The sequence below is a fragment of the Paenibacillus haidiansis genome (assembly GCF_036553665.1).
In the GTDB taxonomy this organism is placed as follows: Bacteria; Bacillota; Bacilli; order Paenibacillales; family Paenibacillaceae; genus Fontibacillus; species Fontibacillus haidiansis.
Map to the genome: position 1 here is coordinate 67673 of NZ_JAZHPZ010000002.1, position 21514 is coordinate 89186.

A 21514-nucleotide genomic window follows, 5' to 3' on the forward strand; every position below is an offset into this window, starting at 1 on the left:
ATTAATAACTTTAGTGTTTATTCTTTCCGGGCTCATGCGGGCGGGGCAAACGAAATGTTGCCGTAGAAATGCAGCCCAGCACCCCTTCGCCGCTTGCGACTTCGGCCCGGAGCGTCATCGTCCGGGCACTCTCATGCAGGAGATATGCGGACGCAATGAGTTCCCCTTCCCGCATCGGGTTCAGAAAGTTGACGTTTAAATGCGTAGTAACGCCGAATACGCCGTCTCTCGCCGTCGCGACAAGCACGCCCATTGCCTGATCCATCATGGACGACAGCACTCCGCCATGGACTATACCCATCGAGTTCAGATGCCGCTTCTCGGCAGAAAGTCCGATTTCCGCCCGTTTGGCATCGGCCGAAATAAGCTTCATGCCAAGCAGCCCCCAGAAGGACTCCTGTTCTTTCTTCATAATTTCGTCCCAATCCATGAATCGCCACCCCTATCTTGTTCAAGCATCTCTTATCACGATGCCCGCTAAACCGCTACATTATGTCATGGCACCGATTCAAAGGCGAATCTCATCCGTATTGTATGAATAAAAAGGTGCGGAAGATTTTCTCCCGCACCGACTTCATTGTTCTACTCTCCATAGCCGGAAGTCGCCGCCGGCTCGCTGCCCGATTCCACATTCACTTTTTCGGAAACCGTGTCCCGGATCACCGAGACGACCAACTGCAGCAAATAGTTGATATCGCTTTGACTCTGCTGGAATTCGGTGACGAGCGGAATGCCGTCCAGCTCGTCCTGCAGTTCCGCGATCTCGCGCTCGATTTTTTCGACCATGGCCTTATTTTGAAAGCTCTCGAACGCCACGATTTCCTTCTGTTTCTTCTTGATCGCGCTGATCAGCGGCTGGATCCGCTCATGGTTTTGAATCAGCTTTTCCGCCTTCTGGAACTGCCGGACTTCTTCGCTAGTTCCGATCAGCGCGGCCAATTCTTTCGCTTTCGCCATAATATCCTCACGGATCACCAGATCGCGGGAATCGAATTTGGGAATGCCGCAATCGGTATGATCCTGATGCTGATGGTGTTCTTCCAAGATAATAACCTCCTTGACCCCGCTAATATATGACAATTATCCGGCGTTCGCCGAAGATACAGGCTCGGACACAATGCTGCCCTTGATATACCAAGTCATCGGGTCGGTGATTTCCACGTTGACAAAGCGGCCGATCAATTCGGAGCCGCCTTCGAAATGCACCAGCTTATTGCTGCGCGTCCGGCCGGAAAGCACTTGGGCATTGTTTTTGCTCTCGCCTTCGACCAGGACCTCGACGACTTGGCCGAGCATCGTATCGTTGCTCAGCTTGCTATGTTCATTCACGACTTCATTAAGCCGCTGCAAACGTTCTTTCTTCACTTCCAAAGGAACATTGTCCTCCATGACGGCCGCAGGCGTGCCTTCGCGCGGAGAATAAACGAAGGTGTAGGCGGAATCGTATCCCACTTCGCGCACCAGGGACAACGTCTCCTGGAACTGCTCCTCCGTCTCACCCGGGAAACCGACGATAATATCCGTCGTCAGCACCGCGTTCGGGATGGCGGCCTTGATTTTGCGAACCAGTTCCAGATACGACTCGCGGGTATATTTGCGGCTCATCTTCTTCAGTACATCGCTGCTGCCCGATTGAACCGGCAAATGAATATGCTCGACCAGGTTTCCGCCCTTGGCCAGCACTTCGATCAGATGATCGTCAAAATCGCGCGGGTGGGACGTAGTGAATCTAACCCGGGGGATGTCGATCTTCCGGATATCATCCATCAGGTCCGCGAACGTATATTTAATATCGTTAAAATCTTTCCCGTAGGCGTTGACGTTTTGCCCGAGCAGCGTAATTTCCTTAAATCCCTGCCGCGCCAGCTCCCGTACCTCGGCAATGACATCTTCCGGCCGGCGGCTGCGCTCCTTGCCGCGGGTAAACGGAACGATGCAATAGGTGCAGAACTTGTCACACCCGTACATAATATTGACCCAAGCGCGCATGCCTTCGCGTTTCTTGGGGAGATTTTCAATGATGTCGCCTTCTTTGGACCATACCTCGACGACCATTTCCTTGCTGAACAGCGCTTCCCGGATCAGATGCGGCAGCCGGTGGATATTGTGCGTTCCGAAGATCATATCGACAAAACCGTGCTTTTGCAAAATGCGGTTGACGACGTTTTCTTCCTGTGACATACAGCCGCAGACGCCGAGCAGCAGGTCCGGCTTCTCCGTCTTGAGGCCTTTCAAATGACCAAGCTCACCGAACACCTTATCTTCGGCATTCTCCCGGATGGCGCAGGTATTCAGCAGAATAATATCGGCCTCCTTGCGGTCCTCCGTCGGACGGTAGCCCATCTGTTCCAGCAGGCCTTTGATCGTTTCCGTATCATGTTCATTCATTTGGCAGCCGAATGTATACACAATATAATGCTTACCGGCGCCAATCGTTTTCATGTCCTCCGGAATCGCATTTTCGTACAGCACTTGAATTTCCTCTTTCCCGCGCTGCTTCTCGATGCGATGATTCGGTTCCGAAAGTATTTGGATCTCGCGTCCCCGGATTCTGATCTTCTTTCCCCGTTCGTCCTCCGAAATGACTTTGGCGTCCGAGAAGTCAAAATACTTGGAGTAATCCTTCGTTTCTTTAGCCATGATGTCGGCTCACTCCTTTTTGCCCATCTATCTTATGACGTGGAAGTTCACTAAGTTGTTAAAAATGCATTACACCAAATTATAACATGATTCAAAAGTGATATCCAGATCAATGGGAAAAAGCGAGCGCCGCTCAGCACGCAAAAAGGCCCGTCCAAAATGAACGGGTCTTTTCTCATCAACAACATACGAACGATATTTTTTAGAAGCCTTTATACTGGGGCTCTTCATTTTCCAGCTGTTGTACCCGGCTTTCCACCTGGGTAACGATTTGCTGAGTTTGCTGGGCCGCATCCGTGAACAGGTTCTTTGCCTCCTGATTTTGCGTGTTCAGGGCAAACTGCTCGAGGTTGGCTTGGGCGCTTTTCAGCGATGCCAGGGTCGTTTTCACTTGGGCTGATACCGTCATTTTGCTCACCACCTTGCTCCATTTTCGCTTGTTTCGAACGAAAGTTAATGTAACCCGGCTCAAGTCGGTTTATGCGGTTATTTAGAATCCCAAAATTTGTGTTCGTTAAAAAAAGGCCGGCCCGCGCATAATTGGAATAATTCATTTTCCGGAAATGGAAAGGAGCATAAGCTATGCCGATATGGCTGGAAGTCATTGTACGGACACTGGTTTCCGCGTTGATCCTCTTTGTTTTGACAAGATTGCTGGGTAAAAGACAGATCTCCCAATTGTCCTTCTTCGAGTATATCACCGGGATCACAATCGGGAGCATCACCGCCTATCTATCGGTCGACGTAGATACGCACTGGTATTTAGGTATCATTTCCATGGGCGTCTGGTTCCTCGTATCATTGGGCATCGAATATTTGCAGCTCAAGAGTAAGAAGGCCCGAGACTGGATCGACAGCAAAGCGACCGTCTTGATCAAAGACGGAAAGATTATGGAGGAGAATCTCAAGAAAGAAAAACTGACCAACGACGAGCTACTGGAACAACTGCGGAAAAAGAGCATTTTTCAAACGGCTCAGGTCGAATTCGCCGTCATCGAGCCCGACGGGGAAATCAACGCCTTGCTGAAAAAGGAATACCAGCCGCTGACGCTTTCCGCGCTTGGGGTCAAGGCTCCGCCGGAGCCGGAACCGCAAACCGTCATTATCGACGGAAACATTATGGACGAGCCGCTGGCGACCCTCGGCTTTAACCGGCAATGGCTGCACACCGAGTTGGGAAAGCTCGGCGTTTCTCTTGACAATGTCAATCTGGGGCAGGTTGACGGGTTAGGGCAGTTCTATGCCGATTTGTACGACGACAACATCCAGGTTCCCCAGCCCCAGGTGAAAGCTACTCTGTTGGCCCAGCTCAAAAAATGCGAAGCCGACCTGGAAATGTACGCCCTTTCGAGCGAAGAACCCTCCGCCAAACAATTGTACACCTCATGTTCCGAAGAGCTGCAGAAAGTCATTCAAAATATTAAGCCGGTGTTGGCTAGATAAAGGAGGAGCAAGTTCATGGCCAAACAAAAAAACAAGAAGCTATCCCCGACTCAGCAGCAATACCAGCGGCTCGCGGCGGACATCGAGCCCAAGCGGCCCGTTATGGCCAACTGCGTCCGGGCTTTTCTGTCCGGGGGTCTCATCTGCCTGATCGGGGAATGCATTCGTCAGGCTTTTATCGCCTACGGCGGCTTTAGCGAGAAGGAGGCGGGCAACCCTACCGTCGCTGTACTGGTGATTTTGTCCGTCATTTTGACCAGCCTCGGAGTATATGACAAAATCGCGCAATGGGCCGGCGCCGGAACCGCGGTTCCCGTGACAGGGTTCGCCAACTCCGTAGCCTCTTCGGCGATCGAGCACCGCAGCGAAGGGCTCGTGCTCGGCGTCGGCGCCGGCATGTTTCAGCTCGCCGGCTCTGTCATCGTCTTCGGGACGGTGGCCGCTTTTATCATCGGGCTAATCTACGCCGTATTCGTTCCGGGATTTGCGGGAGGAGGACACTAAGCGATGTTAAAAGGACATCAAAGCTGGGTATTCGCAAGCCGGCCCAAAATCATCAGCACGGCGACCGTTGTCGGTCCTTTTGAAGGCCAGGGTCCTCTCGCCGACGACTTTGACATCGTGCACGCCGATTTGTATCTGGGACAGGACAGTTGGGAGAAGGCGGAGAAAGTACTGTTCGAAGAATCCGCTTCGCTCGCCATTGAACATGCGGGGCTCACCAAGGAGCAGGTACAGTTTTTCTTCGGCGGCGATCTCATGAATCAGATCATCAGCAGCAGCTTTGCCGCGAGAACGCTCAGCATCCCGTATCTCGGGTTGTTCGGCGCCTGCTCGACCTCGATGGAGAGCCTCGCTTTGGCTTCGTATGTCGTTAATTCCGGCGGGGCGAAATACGCGGTAGCCGGGACTTGCAGCCATAACGCCAGCGTTGAGAAGCAGTTCCGCTATCCGACGGAATACGGCTCGCAAAAACCGCCGACCGCACAATTTACCGTCACCGGTTCCGGCTCGGCCGTATTGTCCCTGGAAGGCGACGAATCCGCGCCGGTGGTTACCTCCGCCACGATCGGCCGCGTCATCGACATGGGCGTCAGCGATCCGTTCAACATGGGCGCGGCCATGGCGCCGGCCGCCGTGGACACGATCGAGGCCCATTTCCGCGATTTGGACATCAAGCCGTCGCATTATGACCTGATCGTGACCGGCGATTTGTCCAAGGTCGGCCACGAAATCGCCAATGAACTGCTGGAAAGACACGGAGTCCCGATCAAGGAGACGAACTATCAGGACTGCGGGATGATGATTTACGATTACAAGAAGCAGAAGGTTCAGGCCGGGGCCAGCGGCTGCGCCTGTTCGGCGGTCGTCACCTACGGGCACCTGCTTAAGAAAGTGCGGAAAGGCGAGCTGAAACGGATTCTCGTTGTCGCCACCGGCGCTCTCCTCTCCCCCCTCTCCTACCAGCAGGGAGAGAGCATCCCTTGCATTGCGCATGCCGTCTCGATCGAACACGGGGGATAAGCAGCCGGCCGTAGCTGTTCTGCTCAACTGTAGATATCCAACTAAAGTGCGCCTCTTTTTCGATAAGCTTCATCGGTATGGAAAAATCCAATGGGATGATCTCAAAATGATCTGAATGGGTTGAATTTAGCTCTCCCCATTGGAAATTTCCAACTTAAATTTCATAAAAGACGTTTTTTCGGGAGCTTAATTGGAATAATCCAATCAAGTTTTCGGAAGGAAGAAAAAAGGACCTCGCTATTCAGCGGGGTCCTTTCTCACGGACAGGGATATTAGTCGATGATCTCGGCTGTATCTCCCGTGCTTGCGCCTGCGGCATTTGCTTCGTCCGTATCGATATGCATGTCCAGCGCGAAGGAATCGGAAACGCGGGCGATGACGTTTTCGAGGACCAGGCCGCGTTCGCCGCCAAGGCGGACTTTAAGCAGTTGCTTGTCTTGGATGCCCCATTTCTCGGCATCGGATGTATGGAAATGAATATGGCGTGCAGCCACGATCACGCCTTGTTCCAGCTCGATTTCGCCGGCCGGGCCTTTCACCTTGATTCCCGGAGTTCCGTCAATGTTGCCGGATTCGCGAACCGGGGCCTTTACGCCGATCGCGAACGAGTCCGTGCGGGAAATCTCCAATTGGGAAGCAGGGCGCGCAGGTCCCAGAATGCGGACCTTGGCGAATTCGCCTTTCGGACCGATGACCGCTACGGTTTCGTTGGCCGCGAATTGTCCGGGTTGGGACAACGGCTTGAATTCCGTAAGCTGATAGCCTTGGCCGAACAAAGCTTCAATATGTTCTTGAGTCAGATGAATATGACGTGCCGATACGCCGACGGGTACAGTTTTGCTCATGTTTGAAACACTCCTCGTATATTCTCTATATCGATGACGATTCATATCGTTACCCATTATACACCTATTTTAAACAAAAAGGAAAAGGTGTCCGTTATCCGCGGACACCTTTTCGGGAGTTTATACGAATTCTGCTACAAGATTGTCAAACTCGCTCTTTTGCAAAGCCAGCTGCTGATGAGCCAGCGGCTCGGCTTTGAACCCGTGTACGACATTTTCGTAGCTCTTCTTCTCTTTGTTCTGGTAGATGAGACCCGTGATCATGCTGCCGGTTTCCATCAGCTTCGCCATCGCCATCGCCCGGTTAGTTGGATCATAGTCCGGCACGGTCGCCAGATCGATGATATTTTCCTTGAACCAGTCGTACGTATTGACTTTGTTAAATGTGACGCAAGGGCTGAACACGTTGATCAGCGAGAAGCCTTCGTGCTGAATCCCCTGCTCGATCAGCGAGGTGAGCTGCTTGATGTCGCTGGAGAACGATTGGGCGACAAAAGTGGCTCCGGAAGCGATCGCGATTTCCAGCGGCGACAAGGTCGATTCCACCGAGCCTTCCGGTGTGCTCTTCGTTTTGAATCCTTCGCCGCTGCGCGGCGAGGTTTGACCTTTCGTCAAGCCGTAGATCTGGTTATCCATTACGATGTAAGTAATATTGATATTCCTGCGAATCGCGTGAACCGTATGCCCCATCCCGATGGCAAACCCGTCGCCGTCGCCGCCGGAGGCGATGACCGTCAAATCGCGGTTGGCCAGTTTGACGCCTTGAGCGATCGGGAGCGCCCGGCCGTGAATTCCGTGCAGGCCATAGGCGTTGATATATCCGGAGATCCGGCCGGAGCAGCCGATGCCGGAAATGACGGCCAGATCTTCTGGTTCCAGACCGACGTTGGCGGAAGCGCGCTGGATCGCGGCCTGGATCGAGAAATCGCCGCAGCCCGGGCACCAGTTCGGTTTGATGTTATTACGGAACTCTTTAAAGGTTGCCATTTTTCACCAACTCCTCCTGTGATTTGATCCCGGCCGCAGCCTTGCATCTCTCGAATACTTCGGAAGGCAGGAACGGATTGCCGTCATATTTCAGGATATTTACGATCTTGTCGTGATATCCGACATTCATTTTGATGAGATTGGCCAGTTGGCCTGTCGCGTTGTTTTCCAATACGACGATTTTCTTGGCCTTCTCCATTTGCTCGCGGACGGCATCAACCGGGAATGGATGAAGCAAACGGACCGTCATATGGTTCGAGGTGACACCCTCTCCGTTTAGGCGCAAGCGGGCCTGATCGATCGTCCCCCCGGTCGAGCCCATGCCTACGATGAGCAGATCCGGTTCGGCGTGCGGCGCATGCAGGTGGATCGGATTCTCCACTTCCAGCTTCGCCAGCTTGCGGAGCCGCTTATCCATCATCTTCTTGCGGTTCACCGGGCTTTCCGAAGGGCGCCCCGCTTCGTCGTGCTCGACGCCGGTGACATGGTGAATGCCGTTCTTCTCGCCCGGCAGCACCCGCGGGGAAATGCCGTTGTCGGTAAAGGCGTAACGGTTGAACATACTCGAATCCTCGCGGTCCGGAATGTCCTTGACCAAAAATCCGCGGTCGATTACGATTTTCTCGAAATCGAGCAGTTCGCAGGATTGCTTGCCCAGCGACAATTGCAAATCGGTCGCCAGAATGACCGGCACCTGATACTTTTCCGCCAGGTTGAAGGCTTGAACCGTGTCGTAGAAACATTCTTCAATCGAGCTTGGCGCAATGACGATTTTTGGGATTTCCCCGTGCGTCCCGTAGATCAGGGCGCTGATATCGCTTTGCTCCTGTTTGGTCGGCAGCCCCGTACTCGGACCGCCGCGCTGCGTGTCGACGATCACGACCGGGATTTCCGTCATGCCGGCAAGACCGATCGCTTCCATCATCAGCGACAGCCCCGGGCCGGCCGAAGCGGTCATTGTTCGGACGCCGGCATAGCTTGCGCCGATCGCCATCGTGATCGCCGCGATCTCATCCTCCGTTTGAACGACGGTGCCGCCGAACTTCGGCAGCTTTTTGATCAAATACTCCATAATTTCCGAGGCCGGAGTGATCGGATAAGCGCTCATGATCCGGCATCCCGCCGCCACGCTGCCAAGGCCGATCGCATCGTTGCCGATCATGAACAGCTTCTGCTTGCCGTCCGCGGGCTCCAGCTTGAAGGCGTCCAGCGGACCGCCCGCCAGCTCCAGCACATAATCCGCGCCGCGTTTGACCGCTTCGATATTTTTCTCCACGATCGCTTGGCCTTTGCGGCCGAATTCTTCTTCGACCGCTTTATTGAACACTTCCAGCGGCAGGCCCAAAAGCGCCCAGGACGCGCCGGAAGCAACCATGTTTTTCATCAGCGAGGTGCCCAATTCTTCCGCGATGCTCGTAATCGGAACGGGGAACAGCTTTGCGTCCACGCCCTCCGGTACCGCGGGATTAAATTTGGCATCGGCCACAATGACACCGCCGCTGCGCAGTTCATGCGCGTTCAAGTCGATACTTTCCTGGTCAAAAGCGACTAAAATGTCCAAGTCGTCGGAAATCGCGCGAATCGGCTTGGTGCTGATCCGGATTTTATTGTTTGTATGGCCGCCTTTGATGCGTGAAGAAAAATGCCGGTAACCGTATAAATAATAACCCAGTCGATTAAGAGCCGTTGAAAAGATCCGATCCGTACTTTCGACGCCCTCCCCTTGCTGACCACCGATCTTCCAAGACAATTGACTAATCAAGATCGCCCACCCCTTTATGGTATCGCTCGAGAAATGATATAAGTGCAAACAGAATGTCAACCCATAATAGATAAATAACCTGGTTAATTGTGAACATTCTGTTTCAGAGTCATGTCAATTTTATGTCTCAACCATACAAAAAGCAAGCGTTTTCTACCCTTTTTCATATAGTAGTTTTCGATGAAATCATTCTCGCAAATGCATTAATTAAAGCGCTTACTTTGTTGATGGCAACCACATTCTTAAAAATGACAGCGCATTGCCGGACAGCCACCCTTTTACGAGCCGCTCGGGATAATATTTGAGCAGCATTTCACCCCATTGGGCGTACTGACCTGCATGGCGTAAATCGCCGATATGCGTTTCGATCCCGTCGAAATCCGAGCCGAATATGATATTCCCCTCCCCGCCAAGCGAGCAAATATGATCGATATGCGGCAAAATATCCTCGGCTTTCACCTCGGATGCGCTCTTGACAAACCAAGGGACGAAGGTGATTCCGATCCGGCCGCCCAAGGCGATGATTGCCGCGATTTGATCATCCCGCAAATTCCGGGTATGGGAACAGATGCTGTAGGCGTTGGAATGGGAGGCGATAAACGGGATTTTCGCTTTTTCCGCCATAGCGGCAAGCTCCCAGAATCCTTTGATTGATAAATGAGATACATCCAGCATGATCCCAAGCTCATGACAGGTCTTTACAAGCTCCACCCCTTCCGGAGTAAAGCCCCCTCCTCGGGGTTCGAGAATGCCGTCCGCCGCCCAATTGGCAAAATTCCAGGTCAATCCCAAAAAGCGGACTCCCCGCTCGTAGCCGAGCCGCAAGTAATGCAGGCTGCCTTCCAGCCCATCCGCTCCTTCGATGGACAGCAGCCCTCCGGGCTGCCCCGCCGCTTCGGCCCGATCCAGTTCCTCAACCGAGGTAATGGCGGCGACTCCGGCGCCGACGACTTTTTCGCAAAACAGATCGATCTGACCCAAAATATGCTCGAACTGCGGCTCGCCGAGCCGCTCCGAAAGAAACACCGCAAAGCATTGCAAGCCGACTCCGCCTTCCGCCATTCGCTCGAAATTGACGTCCAGCCGCTCATCCCGGATAAAATCCAGTTTCGGGTCAAGCTGCATTTTCCCCAGCGCATCGCAATGAAAATCCACAATCTTGTAAGCCAAATCCATCCCTCCGCTTTCGCCCACATAGTTTATTACCCGGACCAGCCGAAAAAAATGCAAAAAAACCTGTCTACTTTAACGTAAACAGGCTTCCATATCCTATCAATGATTATCTGGGCTCTACGATTAATTTGATAGCCGTCCGATCCTCGCCGTCGATCACGATATCGGTAAATGCCGGAATGCAGATCAAATCGACACCGCTTGGCGCCACAAATCCCCGGGCAATCGCTACCGCTTTAATGGCTTGGTTGAGTGCACCCGCCCCAATGGCCTGAAGTTCAGCAGCGCCACGTTCTCTCAATACTCCAGCAAGCGCACCGGCGACGGAGTTAGGATTGGATTTTGCTGAAACTTTTAATACTTCCATGGTAAGTACCTCCTGGGAATAATGGTTTGATCGATCCCACTACTTAGAACATATTCGTGAACGGTCAAAAAATTCCTGCTTTTTTCCCAAAAGGCCTTACGGTAAGCTTTAGTTCATGATCCACTCGTCTTCAAGCAGACGGATTTTCTCGATTTTTCGAGCGCGACCGGTCGATTCGTCAATATCCACCACGCAGCCGTGGAATTGCCACTTGCCCTCGTCAACCTGGAAACGCACCGGCAGTTGGGTCGTGAATTTGCGCAGCACGGCCGTACGCTCCATGCCAAGAATGCCTTCCCGGGAACCGACCATCCCGGCATCCGTCATATACGCCGTTCCTTGCGGCAAAATGATATCGTCATTGCTCTGCACATGCGTATGCGTACCGACCACCAGCGAAGCGCGGCCGTCGAGATGCCAGCCCATGGCGATTTTCTCCGAAGTGGCTTCCGCGTGAAAGTCGACGAGAATGCATTTATGTTTCTTGGACAAGACGACGATAATGTCATCCGCCATCCGGAAAGGGTCCTCGATCGCCGGCAAAAAGGTACGCCCCATCAGGTTGACGAGCGCCAGCTCTTTCCCGTTCCCCCGGATGACCGTGTAGCCGAGTCCCGGCGTCCCGGGAGGATAATTGGCCGGCCGCACCATGCGCGGTTCGTCGTCGATAAAGTCAAATATCTCTTTATTGTCCCAAGTATGATTGCCCATCGTCAAGCCGTGGACGCCGAGTTCAAAAAATTCTCTGGCGATTTTGGCGGTGATCCCCCGCCCGGCCGCGGCATTCTCCCCGTTGGCGATAATGATGTGCGGATTGTATTTCGTTTTAAGCTGCGGGAGCGTTTCCCTTAGCGCCTTGCGTCCCGTGTTCCCTACGATATCTCCAATAAACAGAACTTTAATGGTACTTCCTCCTTAAAAATGCAATCGATGTTCCGGCAAGCAATGAAAAAGCGGCCCACAGGGGGCCACTTTTCAGCATAACCTTTACTTAGCGTATTCAACCGCCCGAGTCTCGCGAATGACGGTGACCTTGATATGGCCCGGATAATCGAGCTCATTCTCAATCGTTTTCGTAATGTCTCTTGCCAGACGGAAGGCGTCCGCATCGTCGATCTTATCAGGCTGCACCATTACGCGCACCTCGCGGCCCGCTTGAATGGCGAACGATTTCTCCACGCCCTCGAACGATTCGGAAATTTCCTCGAGCTTCTCCAAACGCCGAATATAAGTCTCCAGCGTTTCGCGGCGAGCTCCGGGGCGTGCCGCGGACAAGGCGTCCGCCGCGCCGACCAGCATCGCAATAACCGAAGTTGCCTCGCAGTCCCCGTGGTGGGAAGCGATACTGTTGATTACGACAGGATGCTCTTTATACTTCTTAGCCAGTTCCACGCCGATTTCGACATGAGATCCTTCCACTTCATGATCAAGCGCTTTACCGATATCGTGCAGAAGTCCGGCACGTTTGGCGAGCGTAATGTCTTCGCCCAGCTCTCCGGCCATCAGTCCGGCCAGATAAGCCACTTCCATTGAATGCTTCAGCACATTTTGTCCATAGCTTGTCCGGAACTTGAGCCGTCCCAAAATTTTGATTAAATCCGGATGCAGCGCATGTACGCCAACTTCAAAGGTAGCCTGCTCGCCATATTCGCGAATGCGTTCGTCAACCTCACGACGAGATTTCTCGACCATCTCTTCAATCCGCGCCGGATGAATCCGTCCGTCCGCCACCAATTTCTCCAGTGCGGTACGGGCGATCTCGCGGCGAATCGGATCAAAGCCGGACAAGATGACCGCTTCCGGTGTATCGTCGATAATAAGATCGATCCCGGTGAGCGTTTCCAGAGCGCGGATATTGCGGCCTTCGCGTCCGATAATCCGCCCCTTCATCTCTTCGTTCGGCAGCGTAACTACCGATACCGTCGTTTCCGCGACATGATCCGCGGCACAACGCTGAATGGCCAGCGTAATGATTTCGCGGGATTTCTTATCCGCTTCCTCTTTCGCCTGCTGTTCGATCTCTTTAATCATTTGAGCCGTTTCATGGCGGACCTCCTGCTCCACATTGTTCAAAATAATGGTGCGTGCGTCCTCCATGCTCAAATTCGAAATACGTTCAAGCTCTTGAACCTGACTCTTGTAAATCAGGTCAATCTGCTGCTGGGTTTCTTCAATTCGTTTCTCTTTGCCGGCCACTTGCTCTTCTTTACGTTCCAGCGATTCCAATTTTTTATCCAGCGACTCTTCCTTTTGCAACAATCGTCTTTCTTGTCGTTGAATTTCATTCCGACGTTCACGAATGTCTTTATCAGCCTCGGTTCTCAGCTTGTGGACTTCGTCCTTCGCTTCCAGAACCGTTTCTTTTTTCAGTGCTTCTGCGTCCTTCTTCGCGTTCTCCAAGATTTGGCTTGCAGCTTGTTCCGCACTGGAAATTTTAGCTTCTGCAAGAGATTTGCGAATAAAATATCCGATCCCGAACCCAAAGAATAAAGCGGCTGCAACGAGAACGATCCAGATTCCTATACTCATCTGTTCACCTCCCCGTTGTTTCCTCCAAGGCATTCCTTGGGATGTTTGCAGTTGTAATTAACTCATTCATCATCATACAAAGAATTCATTACAGGCCTGCCTGAGGCAAGGTTCTCCGAACCTAAAGCGGCGACCGGAGTCCCCAAGTCATAATCGAAATTGTTGGCCTTCATGATCTGACAAATAGAATCTTTAAGGAGCCCGCAATTTTGGAAGGAAAAAAAGGGCTCAAACAAAAATAGATTCATGTTCATTGTATTATTTGACGAAATATATTGTCAAGCAGATGACAGGCAATGTCTGTTTTTCCAGTTACATATCCTCCCACTCATCCTCGCCGCCGTTTCCGTCATTTTGGCTTAACTCGCGAACGACGCGGGAAACCAGGCTTCCCGAGAATCCCCGGCGCAGCAAAAAGGCTCCCGTCTTGCGCTTTCGATCGGTCGGCTCGCCTGCGGTCGTCCGCCACTTCTTGGCGGCATGTTCCATGGCGCTGGCAAATTCGTCATCCTCGCTCACCGTTCCGAGCGCTTCCTCGATCAGCGTCTTGGAAACGCCCTTTTGGCGAAGTTCATGGCGAACCCAGAGCTTGCCTTTGCCGCGGCCCCGGACGCGCTGTCCGGCCCACTCCTGCGCGTAAGCCGCATCGTTGAGCAGCCCTTCCGCCGTCAGTCTGGAGATGACCTTCTCCCGCGTCTCCTCGCTCCAGCCCTTTTCGCCGAGCCGCATCCCGACTTCAAAAGCGGTACGCGGCTTGCGGCTTAAATAGAGCAGCGCATCCGCGTAGCCCCGCTGGACTTCATCCGCCGACACGATTTCCTCAAGCTCGCTTTTGGTAAAAACCGCGCCCTTGATCATCCGGAATTTGATCATGACATCCTCATGAACCTCGAGGGAATACGGACCGAACGAGATCAGGTACCGGAATTTCGGCCGCTTCAAGAGCGATACGGAAGTGATCGCCAGCTCCTCGTCCTCGGGGAAGTCGCCCAAGCCGCCTTTACCTTGTTGAGTATCCTCGGATGATGAACGACTCGCGGATGCGGCCCGTCGGTCCATTTCCCAGAAGCTCTCTTCCGAAATGTCTACGATTTCGCCCGCCTCTTTCTTGTCTTTCCGGCCGCCCGACCGTTCCCGGCCCGGGTTCCCTTTGCCACCAAAGCGTTGTTCCACTGGTTTCGCTCCTTTGTCACTTATGTTAAAAGGCCCGGCTATAGCAAAAACGCTCCGCTCCGGGTAAATCCGGATACAGAGCGCTTTGGGCCGTATCGGTTTATTCTTCTTCGAAAAGCGCCATTTCTTCCGCGGCTTCCGCCTCTTTTTCGCTGGCGGACGCAGCAGCTACCGAAGTAGTCAAGCTGCTGGCTTCCCGGATCTTTTGCTCGATCGTGTTAGAGATTTCCGGATGCTCCTTAAGGTATTGCTTCGCATTCTCGCGGCCTTGGCCCAAACGTTCCCCGGCAAAGGAGTACCAGGCGCCGCTCTTGTCCACGATATCCAGCTCCGCGCCGATATCGATGATGCTGCCCTCTTTGGAGACCCCTTCTCCGTACATAATATCGATCTCCGCCTGTTTGAAAGGAGGAGCCACCTTGTTCTTGACGACTTTAATCCGCGTCCGGTTACCTACCACATCATTGCCCATCTTGATCGATTCCACACGGCGCACGTCAAGGCGAACCGTGGAATAGAATTTCAGGGCCCGGCCGCCTGGAGTCGTCTCCGGGTTACCGAACATGATGCCCACTTTCTCGCGGAGCTGGTTAATGAAGATCGCAATCGTCTTCGACTTGCTGATCGCTCCCGACAATTTGCGGAGGGCCTGGGACATGAGGCGGGCTTGAAGACCCACGTGGGAGTCGCCCATCTCGCCTTCGATTTCCGCTTTCGGAACCAAGGCGGCCACGGAGTCGATGACGATAATGTCAACGGCGCCGCTTCGCACGAGCGCCTCGGCGATTTCGAGCGCTTGCTCGCCGGTATCCGGCTGGGACAGCAGCAGCTCGTCGATATTTACGCCTACTTTGTTGGCGTAAGAAGGATCGAGCGCATGCTCCGCGTCGATGAATGCGGCTTGTCCGCCGGCCTTCTGCACTTCGGCGATCGCATGCAGCGCCACCGTCGTTTTACCGGAAGATTCCGGTCCGTATATTTCGATAATCCGGCCGCGCGGAAATCCGCCGGTTCCGAGCGCGATATCCAGCGCCAGCGATCCGCTTGGTATAACCTCCACTTGCATATGCGTCGATTCGCCCAGCTTCATGATCGAACCTTTACCGAATTGTTTTTCTATTTGACGAAGCGCCATATCCAGCGCAGCTTTACGATCTGACAATCAGCTCACATCCTTAAATATGATTGAAAACGTATTTCTTACATTTATAATTGTACCTTGTTTTGGAACGTTTGCCAAGCACTTTTTCGAACATACATTCGTAAAAATCTCAACCCTCCCAAACCGGGACTCAACCCTCCCAAACCCTCCCTTACCGTAAGGGAGGGCCCCCAGGGCTTGCAGCCCTCGGGACACCCGCCATGGGGAATAACGTTGGAGTGACAGAGGCGCTCCTCCTGCCTGGCTCCTTCCCATTTTTTTGGGGAAGGAACCTTGGGCTTTGTGCGTGGAACGCTTTTCCCCCTTCGGGTCCGTCTTACTTATGGCGCACCCGGGTTGCCTGAAACACGCTGCGGACTTCTGCTGCTTTCGGACGCACCCCAGGGGCCAACGTGCAATGAGCCGCTTGTCGCCCTGCGGGCACGCTTTTGGCTCGCGCTCCTGCGGGGCCCGCACTGCTACTATGGTGGTCTTTGCTGTTACTATCGTGCTTGGTGGGCGCTGTCCCCTTTGGGGATTCGCTCGCTATGGTGCAGAGCCTGTGGCGGGTTGCTACTTTGACGAGTCTTTACTGCTACTTCGTGCTTGGCGGTTGCTCTCCCCTGCGGGGATTCGCTCGCTTTGGTGCAGAGCCTTGAGGCGGGTTGCTACTTTGGCGAGTCTTTACTGCTGCTTCTTGCTTGGTAGGCGTTGTCCCCTACGGGGATTCGCTTACTTAGGCGTTAAATTACTATGGCGGTAAGCAAACTGTCTTTTATTCCATTATCTCCTCCTCGCGAATAAAACTAGGAATCCAGGTGTCTGACTTACTATAAATGGCCAATTCTCTACGCAAAAAAAGAACCGCAGCAAAACGAACGATTTGCTACGGTTCTTCCGTAAGTTCATTATATCTTGTGTCCTGTATTCATGGCAAGATGCCGTTACTTTCCGCTCTGCTCCGCCTTCAGCTGCTTCCACAGGTGATAGAGAACCGTTTTGGCGGAACGCAAACGGATCGTATCGCGGTTGCCCTTTAGGTTGAGCTCGTATACGGCGGTGTCGCCGCCGCGGCGGGATATGCCGATATACACGAGACCGACGGGCTTGCGCTCGGAGTAAGCGGGGCCGGCCACGCCGGTGATCGACAGGCCGAAGTCGGTGTCGACGATCATCCGCACCTGCTCGGCCAGGACCTTGGCCGTTTCGGCGCTGACGGCGCCGGGCGCGTTCTCGCCCTCCAATAGATCGTGCGGCACGTTCAGCAGCTTCTCCTTCATGGCGTTGGAGTAGCAGACGATGCCGCCGAGGAATACGGCGGCGCTGCCGGGGATGCTCGTCAGCGACTGCATGAGCAGACCGCCCGTGCAGCTCTCCGCGGCGCTGACGGTAAGCCCCTGCTCCGTCATCATGTCGACGATCGTTTTCTCGATCGGCACATCCTCGTTCGCGTACAGATGATCCGGCAGCCGGGAGGCGATCTCGGCCTCCAGCTTGTCCAGCTTATCCATCGCTTCGCTTTCGGTCTTCGCCTTGGTGGAAATGCGGATCGTGACTTCGCTTTCCTTGGCGTAGGGGGCGACCGTCGGATCGGATTGATTCTCGATCAGATCCAGCAGCCTGGTCTCCAGCCCGGATTCGCCGATGCCGGCGAATTTGAGCATTTTGGAATACAGCGGCTCTTCCATCGTCAGCACATGCTGCATAATCCAAGGCTTGGCCTGGTTTTCGTACATCGGCTTCATTTCCGACGGCGGGCCGGGCAGCAATACATAGAACTTCCCGTCCGCCGCGACGGCATTGCCGACCGCGAGTCCGGTCTCGTTCGGCAGCGGCGTGCTGCCGTCGATGCTGAGCGCCTGACGGATGTTGTTCTCCGTCATGGGGGCGCCCCGGTCTTTGAAGTACCGGTCCACATGGTCCATCGCCATCCGGTCGATATGCAGCGATCTGCCCAGAACCGCCGCTACGGCGTCCTTGGTCAGGTCGTCTTGGGTCGGCCCGAGGCCGCCGGTAAAGAGCAGCAGGTCCGCCCGCTCCGCGGCCAGCTTTATGGCCTCGGACAGGCGGTTCATATTGTCTCCCACCACGGTCTGGAAATATACGTCAATTCCGAGAGCCGCCAGCTCGCGGGACAAATACTGCGCGTTTGAGTTTACGATTTGACCGAGCAGCAGCTCGGTACCGACTGCGATAATTTCGGCTTTCATTTGTCATTTCTCCTTTCGGAGGCGCTAATGTTTACATTTTTGATAGGTTAAGTACGCTTTTGTTCTTCACGAAATAATCGATTCCGGAGTAGATCGTTATGACTGCGGCCAGCCAAATCACGATTTGATCAAACGGGAAGTGCAGCCATGCGAACGGGAAATTGTTCAATAGCAGCGCCGAAATCCCGACGATCTGCGTGATCGTTTTGGCTTTGCCCCATTTGCTCGCGGCGATGACCGAGCCTTCCAGCAGCGCGACTTCGCGCAGTCCGGTAACGGCAAATTCCCGGAAGATGATAATCACCGCGATCCAGGCGTCGCATCTGCCCATGGCAACCAGCGCGATCAGCGCGGCGGCAACCAGCAGCTTGTCGGCGAGCGGATCCAGCAATTTCCCGAGATTCGTAACAAGGTTATACTTGCGGGCGATATAGCCGTCGATACCGTCCGTGCTGGCCGCCACGATAAATATGACGGCGGCGATCAAGTGGTTTACGGGCAGCGAATACGTGCCGAGCGTTAATTCGTAAGACCACCATTCAAAATCGAACAGCAAAAATACGAGCATGACCGGGATCATGAAAATGCGTGCAAGCGTAATACGGTTGGGTAGATTCACTTAAACTGCCTCCCCTGACAGATCGTAATCATAAGCGTGCGTAATCCGGACCTTCGTGATGTCCCCGATGCCGGCGGAACAGTTGGAGACGAACACTTGACCGTCTATCTCCGGCGCATCGTATTGCGAACGTCCCACATATACGTCGCTCCGGCCATCGTAACGTTCCACAAGCACATCGAGCACTTGTCCGATATATTTGCCGCTGTTCTCATTGGCGACGGAACGCTGAATTTCCATCAGCGTGTTGGCCCGCCATTCCTTGACTTCCTCGTCGATCTGGTCCGGCAGCCGGGAGGCCGGAGTATCTTCTTCCTTGGAATATGTAAAGACGCCGAGCCGGTCGAAGCGGATCTCCCGGACAAAGTCGCAAAGCGCCCGGAATTCCTCCTCGGTCTCCCCCGGGAAGCCGACGATCAGGGAAGTGCGCAGGGAAACTCCCGGGATCCCGTCCCGGATTTTGGCGATCAGTTCCCGGATATCCCGATTCCGCCCCGGCCGGCGCATCCGCTTCAATACCGTGTCCTCGCTGTGCTGCAGCGGCATATCCACGTATTTGCAAATCTTCGGGTTCGCGGCGATCGTCTCGATCAGCTCATCGGTAAAAAATCCCGGATAAGCATAATGCAACCGAACCCAGGTTATTTCCGGCACGCCGCTCACCTTGTCCATCAATTCGGCCAGCTTGTACTCCCCGTAAAGATCGGTGCCATAGTTGGTGGAATCCTGCGCGATCAAGCTGACTTCTTTGACGCCTTGAGCGGCAAGCTGCGCCACCTCGGCCAGAATCGATTCCATCGAGCGGCTGCGGAAATGCCCGCGCATGATCGGAATGCTGCAAAACGTGCATTTGTTGTCGCAGCCCTCGGCGATTTTCACATAAGTCGTGTGCCGGGGCGTCGACAGCTTGCGGGGCAAGCTCTGTTCATAATTAAACACCGGGTTTCCGACATGAATCGGTTTTTTTCCTTTTAAAGCTTCGTCCACAATCCGATTAATATTGTAAAAATCGCCCGTGCCCACGATTCCGTCGATCTCGGGCATCTCTTTCATCAGCTCCTGCTTGTACCGCTGCGTCAAGCACCCAGACACGATGAGCGCCTTCAATTTGCCGGTCTCCTTCAGTTCCGCCAATTCCAGAATCGCGTTCACCGATTCCTCTTTGGCCGCGTCAATAAAGCCGCAGGTATTGACGATAATCACCGTCGCATCCTCCTGCCGGTCAACCAGCGAGTACCCGCGCTCGTCGATCAGACCGGACATGATTTCGGAATCGACGAGGTTTTTCTCGCAGCCCAGCGTAACGATTTTCACTTTTTCTGTCATGAGTTCGATCCCCCATTGCTAAAGCCATAATCCGTTATCCGAAAATACAAAAACCTAATTAAGTATAATATTTCCTCATCGGCACTGTCAAAAACGCGTTTCCCAACCAAAAAAGCCCCGCGCGGCGCAAGGGATGCGTAGCGTGAGACTTTCGGCGTCGGCTTATTTGAAATTCGTAAATTGCAAATCGACGGTAAGATCCGCTTTGCGGAGCAGTTGCATGATCTGTTGCAGATCGTCTTTGCTTTTGCCTGTAACCCGGATTTGATCGCCCTGTATCTGGCTCTTCACCTTCAGCTTGGAATCGCGGATCAGGACATTGATCTTCTTGGCGTTCTCCTGGTCGATCCCCTGCTTCAAATTGATCCGCTGGCGCACCGTCCCCAACGAGGCCGGCTCGACTTTGCCGTAATCGAGGTTTTTGATCGGCAGGCCGCGCTTGATCATCTTGGACTGCAAAATATCGATTACAGCACTCAGCTTGTACTCGTCATCGGAGACGACGACAAGCACATCCTTCTCGACTTTCAGTTCGCTTTTGCTGCCTTTAAAATCAAACCGGTTGGCGATTTCCCGCTCGGTTTGGTCAATCGCGTTGGTCAGTTCCTGCATATCCATTTTGGAAACAATGTCAAAAGAGCTTTCGGAAGCCATCATTTCTCATCCTTTCCGGTAATTTGCCCGATTTTGCGCGTAATTAAGGATTACTCGCCGTCCGTACCCGCATTATCCGTTGTTGTTGCGTTATCGGCGGAATCGCCGCTATTTGCGGCGCCCTCGGCATCCGCGGCGTTCCCCAAATTCAGTTGAATCTTCGAGGTGTTTTTGCCGTCGGTCACAACCTGGCCGCCAACGGTGATCGTCGTCTTCGAAGACGCCCCCGACTTGATGAACAATCCCTCAGGGCCGAGATCATACGTCAGCACATCCCCGCCGTTCTCGGACGTATTTTGGTAATATAATTTCTCCCCGTTCTTGTCTCCCTTGCGGACTTCGACCCAGCTTTTGCCGGTGGATGTAATCACTACCTGAACAGGCTGATTGTCCGGGCCATCCACGAGGAATTTGGTCGTGCTGCCCTCCTTGCCGTCCGGAACAACAACAACCGCATCCTGAGAGCCGCTATCGGTCCCCGAATTCGCGGCGTCGTCCGAACCGGCATTGCCGCTGCCGTTATTTCCCGGATCGTTCCCGGTCCCGGTCCCGGTCCCGTCCCCGTTCGCCGCTCCGTTGCTGCCGTCTCCGGCGTTGGTTCCGTTCTGGCCGCCTTTGTTGCTCCCGTTCCCCGTTCCATTGTTCTGCTGGCTGACATCGGTCACCGGCGTCTTATCCGGCTGATCGTTCTTCGCTTCGTCCGATTTGCCCCAAACGCTGAAATACATATAGATCACGATCAGAATCAGCACGGCAAACGACCACATCAGCGTCGTCGACAGCCATTTCGAATTCCTTTCCGTCGTCCGCGAGCTGCGGCGTCTTTGCAGAACCGGCTCCATCGTCGGCTCGGGAGCGATTTCGGGCACATGCTGCTTATGCTCGGTCAGCAGTTCATCCGCGTCAACGCCCACCGCTTCGGCATAGGTTTTAATAAAAGCCCGCACATAAAAACTTCCGGGCAGCACTTTATAGTCCCCCGCTTCGATGGCTTCCAAATATCTCTTGCGGATTTTCGTCATTTCTTGTACATCATCCAGAGACAAACCTCTGGCTAGTCGGGCTTCCTTTAATTTCTGGCCCAATTCCGACACGACCATCACCTCCTGTAGTTGTTTGAA

At 53.8% G+C, this 21514-nt stretch carries 21 protein-coding genes; 3 read left to right on the forward strand and 18 right to left on the reverse strand.

Annotated features, from left to right (window positions below):
• Positions 1-10: 10 nt before the first annotated feature.
• From V3851_RS04690 to V3851_RS04705, 4 genes are all read right to left on the reverse strand, one after another.
• The gene (locus tag V3851_RS04690) at positions 11-430 is read right to left on the reverse strand and encodes a PaaI family thioesterase (protein ID WP_331845363.1); all 420 of its coding nucleotides are present in this window, start codon (positions 428-430) and stop codon (positions 11-13) included.
• Between the two features lie 152 nt (positions 431-582).
• Complete coding sequence (locus V3851_RS04695) at positions 583-1044, reverse strand: YlbF/YmcA family competence regulator (RefSeq protein ID WP_331845364.1); 462 nt, start codon at positions 1042-1044, stop codon at positions 583-585.
• 36 nt (positions 1045-1080) lie between these two features.
• Positions 1081-2640 (reverse strand): tRNA (N6-isopentenyl adenosine(37)-C2)-methylthiotransferase MiaB, encoded by a 1560-nt coding sequence (gene miaB / locus V3851_RS04700; protein ID WP_331845365.1) that lies wholly within the window; start codon positions 2638-2640, stop codon positions 1081-1083.
• A gap of 202 nt (positions 2641-2842) precedes the next feature.
• The gene (locus tag V3851_RS04705; protein WP_331845366.1) at positions 2843-3049 is read right to left on the reverse strand and encodes a DUF1657 domain-containing protein; all 207 of its coding nucleotides are present in this window, start codon (positions 3047-3049) and stop codon (positions 2843-2845) included.
• Positions 3050-3222: 173 nt separating this feature from the next.
• On the opposite strand from V3851_RS04705, the gene V3851_RS04710 reads away from it, so the two are divergent.
• The 3 genes from V3851_RS04710 to spoVAD are packed head-to-tail and all read left to right on the forward strand — an operon-like array spanning position 3223 to position 5607.
• Positions 3223-4083, forward strand: a complete 861-nt coding sequence (locus tag V3851_RS04710; RefSeq protein ID WP_331845367.1) for a DUF421 domain-containing protein — start codon at positions 3223-3225, stop codon at positions 4081-4083.
• Positions 4084-4098: 15 nt separating this feature from the next.
• On the forward strand, positions 4099-4587 hold the full coding sequence (spoVAC, locus tag V3851_RS04715; protein WP_331845368.1) for a stage V sporulation protein AC: 489 nt from the start codon (positions 4099-4101) through the stop codon (positions 4585-4587).
• A 3-nt stretch (positions 4588-4590) separates the two neighbouring features.
• Positions 4591-5607: a stage V sporulation protein AD gene (spoVAD, locus tag V3851_RS04720; protein WP_331845369.1), complete on the forward strand. Its 1017-nt coding sequence runs from the start codon at positions 4591-4593 to the stop codon at positions 5605-5607.
• A 272-nt stretch (positions 5608-5879) separates the two neighbouring features.
• Here the strand turns inward: spoVAD and pduL are convergent, their stop codons facing one another.
• The 14 genes from pduL to V3851_RS04790 form a co-directional block, all read right to left on the reverse strand.
• Positions 5880-6452: a phosphate propanoyltransferase gene (gene pduL / locus V3851_RS04725; RefSeq protein WP_331845370.1), complete on the reverse strand. Its 573-nt coding sequence runs from the start codon at positions 6450-6452 to the stop codon at positions 5880-5882.
• A 120-nt stretch (positions 6453-6572) separates the two neighbouring features.
• Positions 6573-7439 carry a 2-oxoacid:ferredoxin oxidoreductase subunit beta gene (locus V3851_RS04730; RefSeq protein ID WP_331845371.1) on the reverse strand — a complete coding sequence of 289 codons (867 nt, stop codon included), beginning with the start codon at positions 7437-7439 and terminating at the stop codon, positions 6573-6575.
• Positions 7426-9201 (reverse strand): 2-oxoacid:acceptor oxidoreductase subunit alpha, encoded by a 1776-nt coding sequence (locus V3851_RS04735; RefSeq protein WP_331845372.1) that lies wholly within the window; start codon positions 9199-9201, stop codon positions 7426-7428. The genes V3851_RS04730 and V3851_RS04735 overlap by 14 nt, the downstream gene beginning before the upstream one ends.
• Before the next feature lie 216 nt (positions 9202-9417).
• Positions 9418-10377, reverse strand: a complete 960-nt coding sequence (locus V3851_RS04740) for a dipeptidase (protein WP_331845373.1) — start codon at positions 10375-10377, stop codon at positions 9418-9420.
• Between the two features lie 103 nt (positions 10378-10480).
• Positions 10481-10741, reverse strand: a complete 261-nt coding sequence (locus V3851_RS04745; protein ID WP_006286829.1) for a stage V sporulation protein S — start codon at positions 10739-10741, stop codon at positions 10481-10483.
• Between the two features lie 108 nt (positions 10742-10849).
• Complete coding sequence (locus V3851_RS04750; protein WP_331845815.1) at positions 10850-11644, reverse strand: TIGR00282 family metallophosphoesterase; 795 nt, start codon at positions 11642-11644, stop codon at positions 10850-10852.
• 84 nt (positions 11645-11728) lie between these two features.
• Positions 11729-13270, reverse strand: coding sequence for a ribonuclease Y (gene rny, locus V3851_RS04755; protein WP_331845374.1), 1542 nt, complete (start codon positions 13268-13270; stop codon positions 11729-11731).
• A 312-nt stretch (positions 13271-13582) separates the two neighbouring features.
• Complete coding sequence (locus tag V3851_RS04760) at positions 13583-14443, reverse strand: regulatory protein RecX (protein ID WP_331845375.1); 861 nt, start codon at positions 14441-14443, stop codon at positions 13583-13585.
• 100 nt (positions 14444-14543) lie between these two features.
• Positions 14544-15605 (reverse strand): recombinase RecA, encoded by a 1062-nt coding sequence (gene recA / locus V3851_RS04765; RefSeq protein WP_331845376.1) that lies wholly within the window; start codon positions 15603-15605, stop codon positions 14544-14546.
• A 923-nt stretch (positions 15606-16528) separates the two neighbouring features.
• Positions 16529-17794: a competence/damage-inducible protein A gene (locus V3851_RS04770; protein WP_331845377.1), complete on the reverse strand. Its 1266-nt coding sequence runs from the start codon at positions 17792-17794 to the stop codon at positions 16529-16531.
• A 31-nt stretch (positions 17795-17825) separates the two neighbouring features.
• On the reverse strand, positions 17826-18413 hold the full coding sequence (pgsA, locus tag V3851_RS04775; protein ID WP_331845378.1) for a CDP-diacylglycerol--glycerol-3-phosphate 3-phosphatidyltransferase: 588 nt from the start codon (positions 18411-18413) through the stop codon (positions 17826-17828).
• A complete protein-coding gene (rimO, locus tag V3851_RS04780; RefSeq protein ID WP_331845379.1) occupies positions 18414-19739 on the reverse strand; it encodes a 30S ribosomal protein S12 methylthiotransferase RimO in 1326 nt (441 codons plus the stop codon).
• A 162-nt stretch (positions 19740-19901) separates the two neighbouring features.
• Entirely contained in the window at positions 19902-20393 is a 492-nt protein-coding gene (locus V3851_RS04785; RefSeq protein ID WP_331845380.1) for a YajQ family cyclic di-GMP-binding protein, read from the reverse strand.
• Between the two features lie 50 nt (positions 20394-20443).
• Positions 20444-21493, reverse strand: coding sequence for a helix-turn-helix domain-containing protein (locus V3851_RS04790; protein WP_414859262.1), 1050 nt, complete (start codon positions 21491-21493; stop codon positions 20444-20446).
• Positions 21494-21514: the final 21 nt, after the last annotated feature.

Bases quoted from the DNA above. Each gene is read 5' to 3' on its own strand.
- rimO (WP_331845379.1), bottom strand. From the start codon at position 19,739: ATGACAGAAAAAGTGAAAATCGTTACGCTGGGCTGCGAGAAAAACCTC.
- rny (WP_331845374.1), bottom strand. From the start codon at position 13,270: ATGAGTATAGGAATCTGGATCGTTCTCGTTGCAGCCGCTTTATTCTTT.
- V3851_RS04705 (WP_331845366.1), bottom strand. From the start codon at position 3,049: ATGACGGTATCAGCCCAAGTGAAAACGACCCTGGCATCGCTGAAAAGC.
- pduL (WP_331845370.1), bottom strand. From the start codon at position 6,452: ATGAGCAAAACTGTACCCGTCGGCGTATCGGCACGTCATATTCATCTG.
- V3851_RS04710 (WP_331845367.1), top strand. From the start codon at position 3,223: ATGCCGATATGGCTGGAAGTCATTGTACGGACACTGGTTTCCGCGTTG.
- V3851_RS04790 (WP_414859262.1), bottom strand. From the start codon at position 21,493: ATGGTCGTGTCGGAATTGGGCCAGAAATTAAAGGAAGCCCGACTAGCC.
- V3851_RS04745 (WP_006286829.1), bottom strand. From the start codon at position 10,741: ATGGAAGTATTAAAAGTTTCAGCAAAATCCAATCCTAACTCCGTCGCC.
- miaB (WP_331845365.1), bottom strand. From the start codon at position 2,640: ATGGCTAAAGAAACGAAGGATTACTCCAAGTATTTTGACTTCTCGGAC.
- spoVAD (WP_331845369.1), top strand. From the start codon at position 4,591: ATGTTAAAAGGACATCAAAGCTGGGTATTCGCAAGCCGGCCCAAAATC.
- V3851_RS04785 (WP_331845380.1), bottom strand. From the start codon at position 20,393: ATGGCTTCCGAAAGCTCTTTTGACATTGTTTCCAAAATGGATATGCAG.
- V3851_RS04740 (WP_331845373.1), bottom strand. From the start codon at position 10,377: ATGGATTTGGCTTACAAGATTGTGGATTTTCATTGCGATGCGCTGGGG.
- V3851_RS04770 (WP_331845377.1), bottom strand. From the start codon at position 17,794: ATGAAAGCCGAAATTATCGCAGTCGGTACCGAGCTGCTGCTCGGTCAA.
- V3851_RS04690 (WP_331845363.1), bottom strand. From the start codon at position 430: ATGGATTGGGACGAAATTATGAAGAAAGAACAGGAGTCCTTCTGGGGG.
- V3851_RS04730 (WP_331845371.1), bottom strand. From the start codon at position 7,439: ATGGCAACCTTTAAAGAGTTCCGTAATAACATCAAACCGAACTGGTGC.
- spoVAC (WP_331845368.1), top strand. From the start codon at position 4,099: ATGGCCAAACAAAAAAACAAGAAGCTATCCCCGACTCAGCAGCAATAC.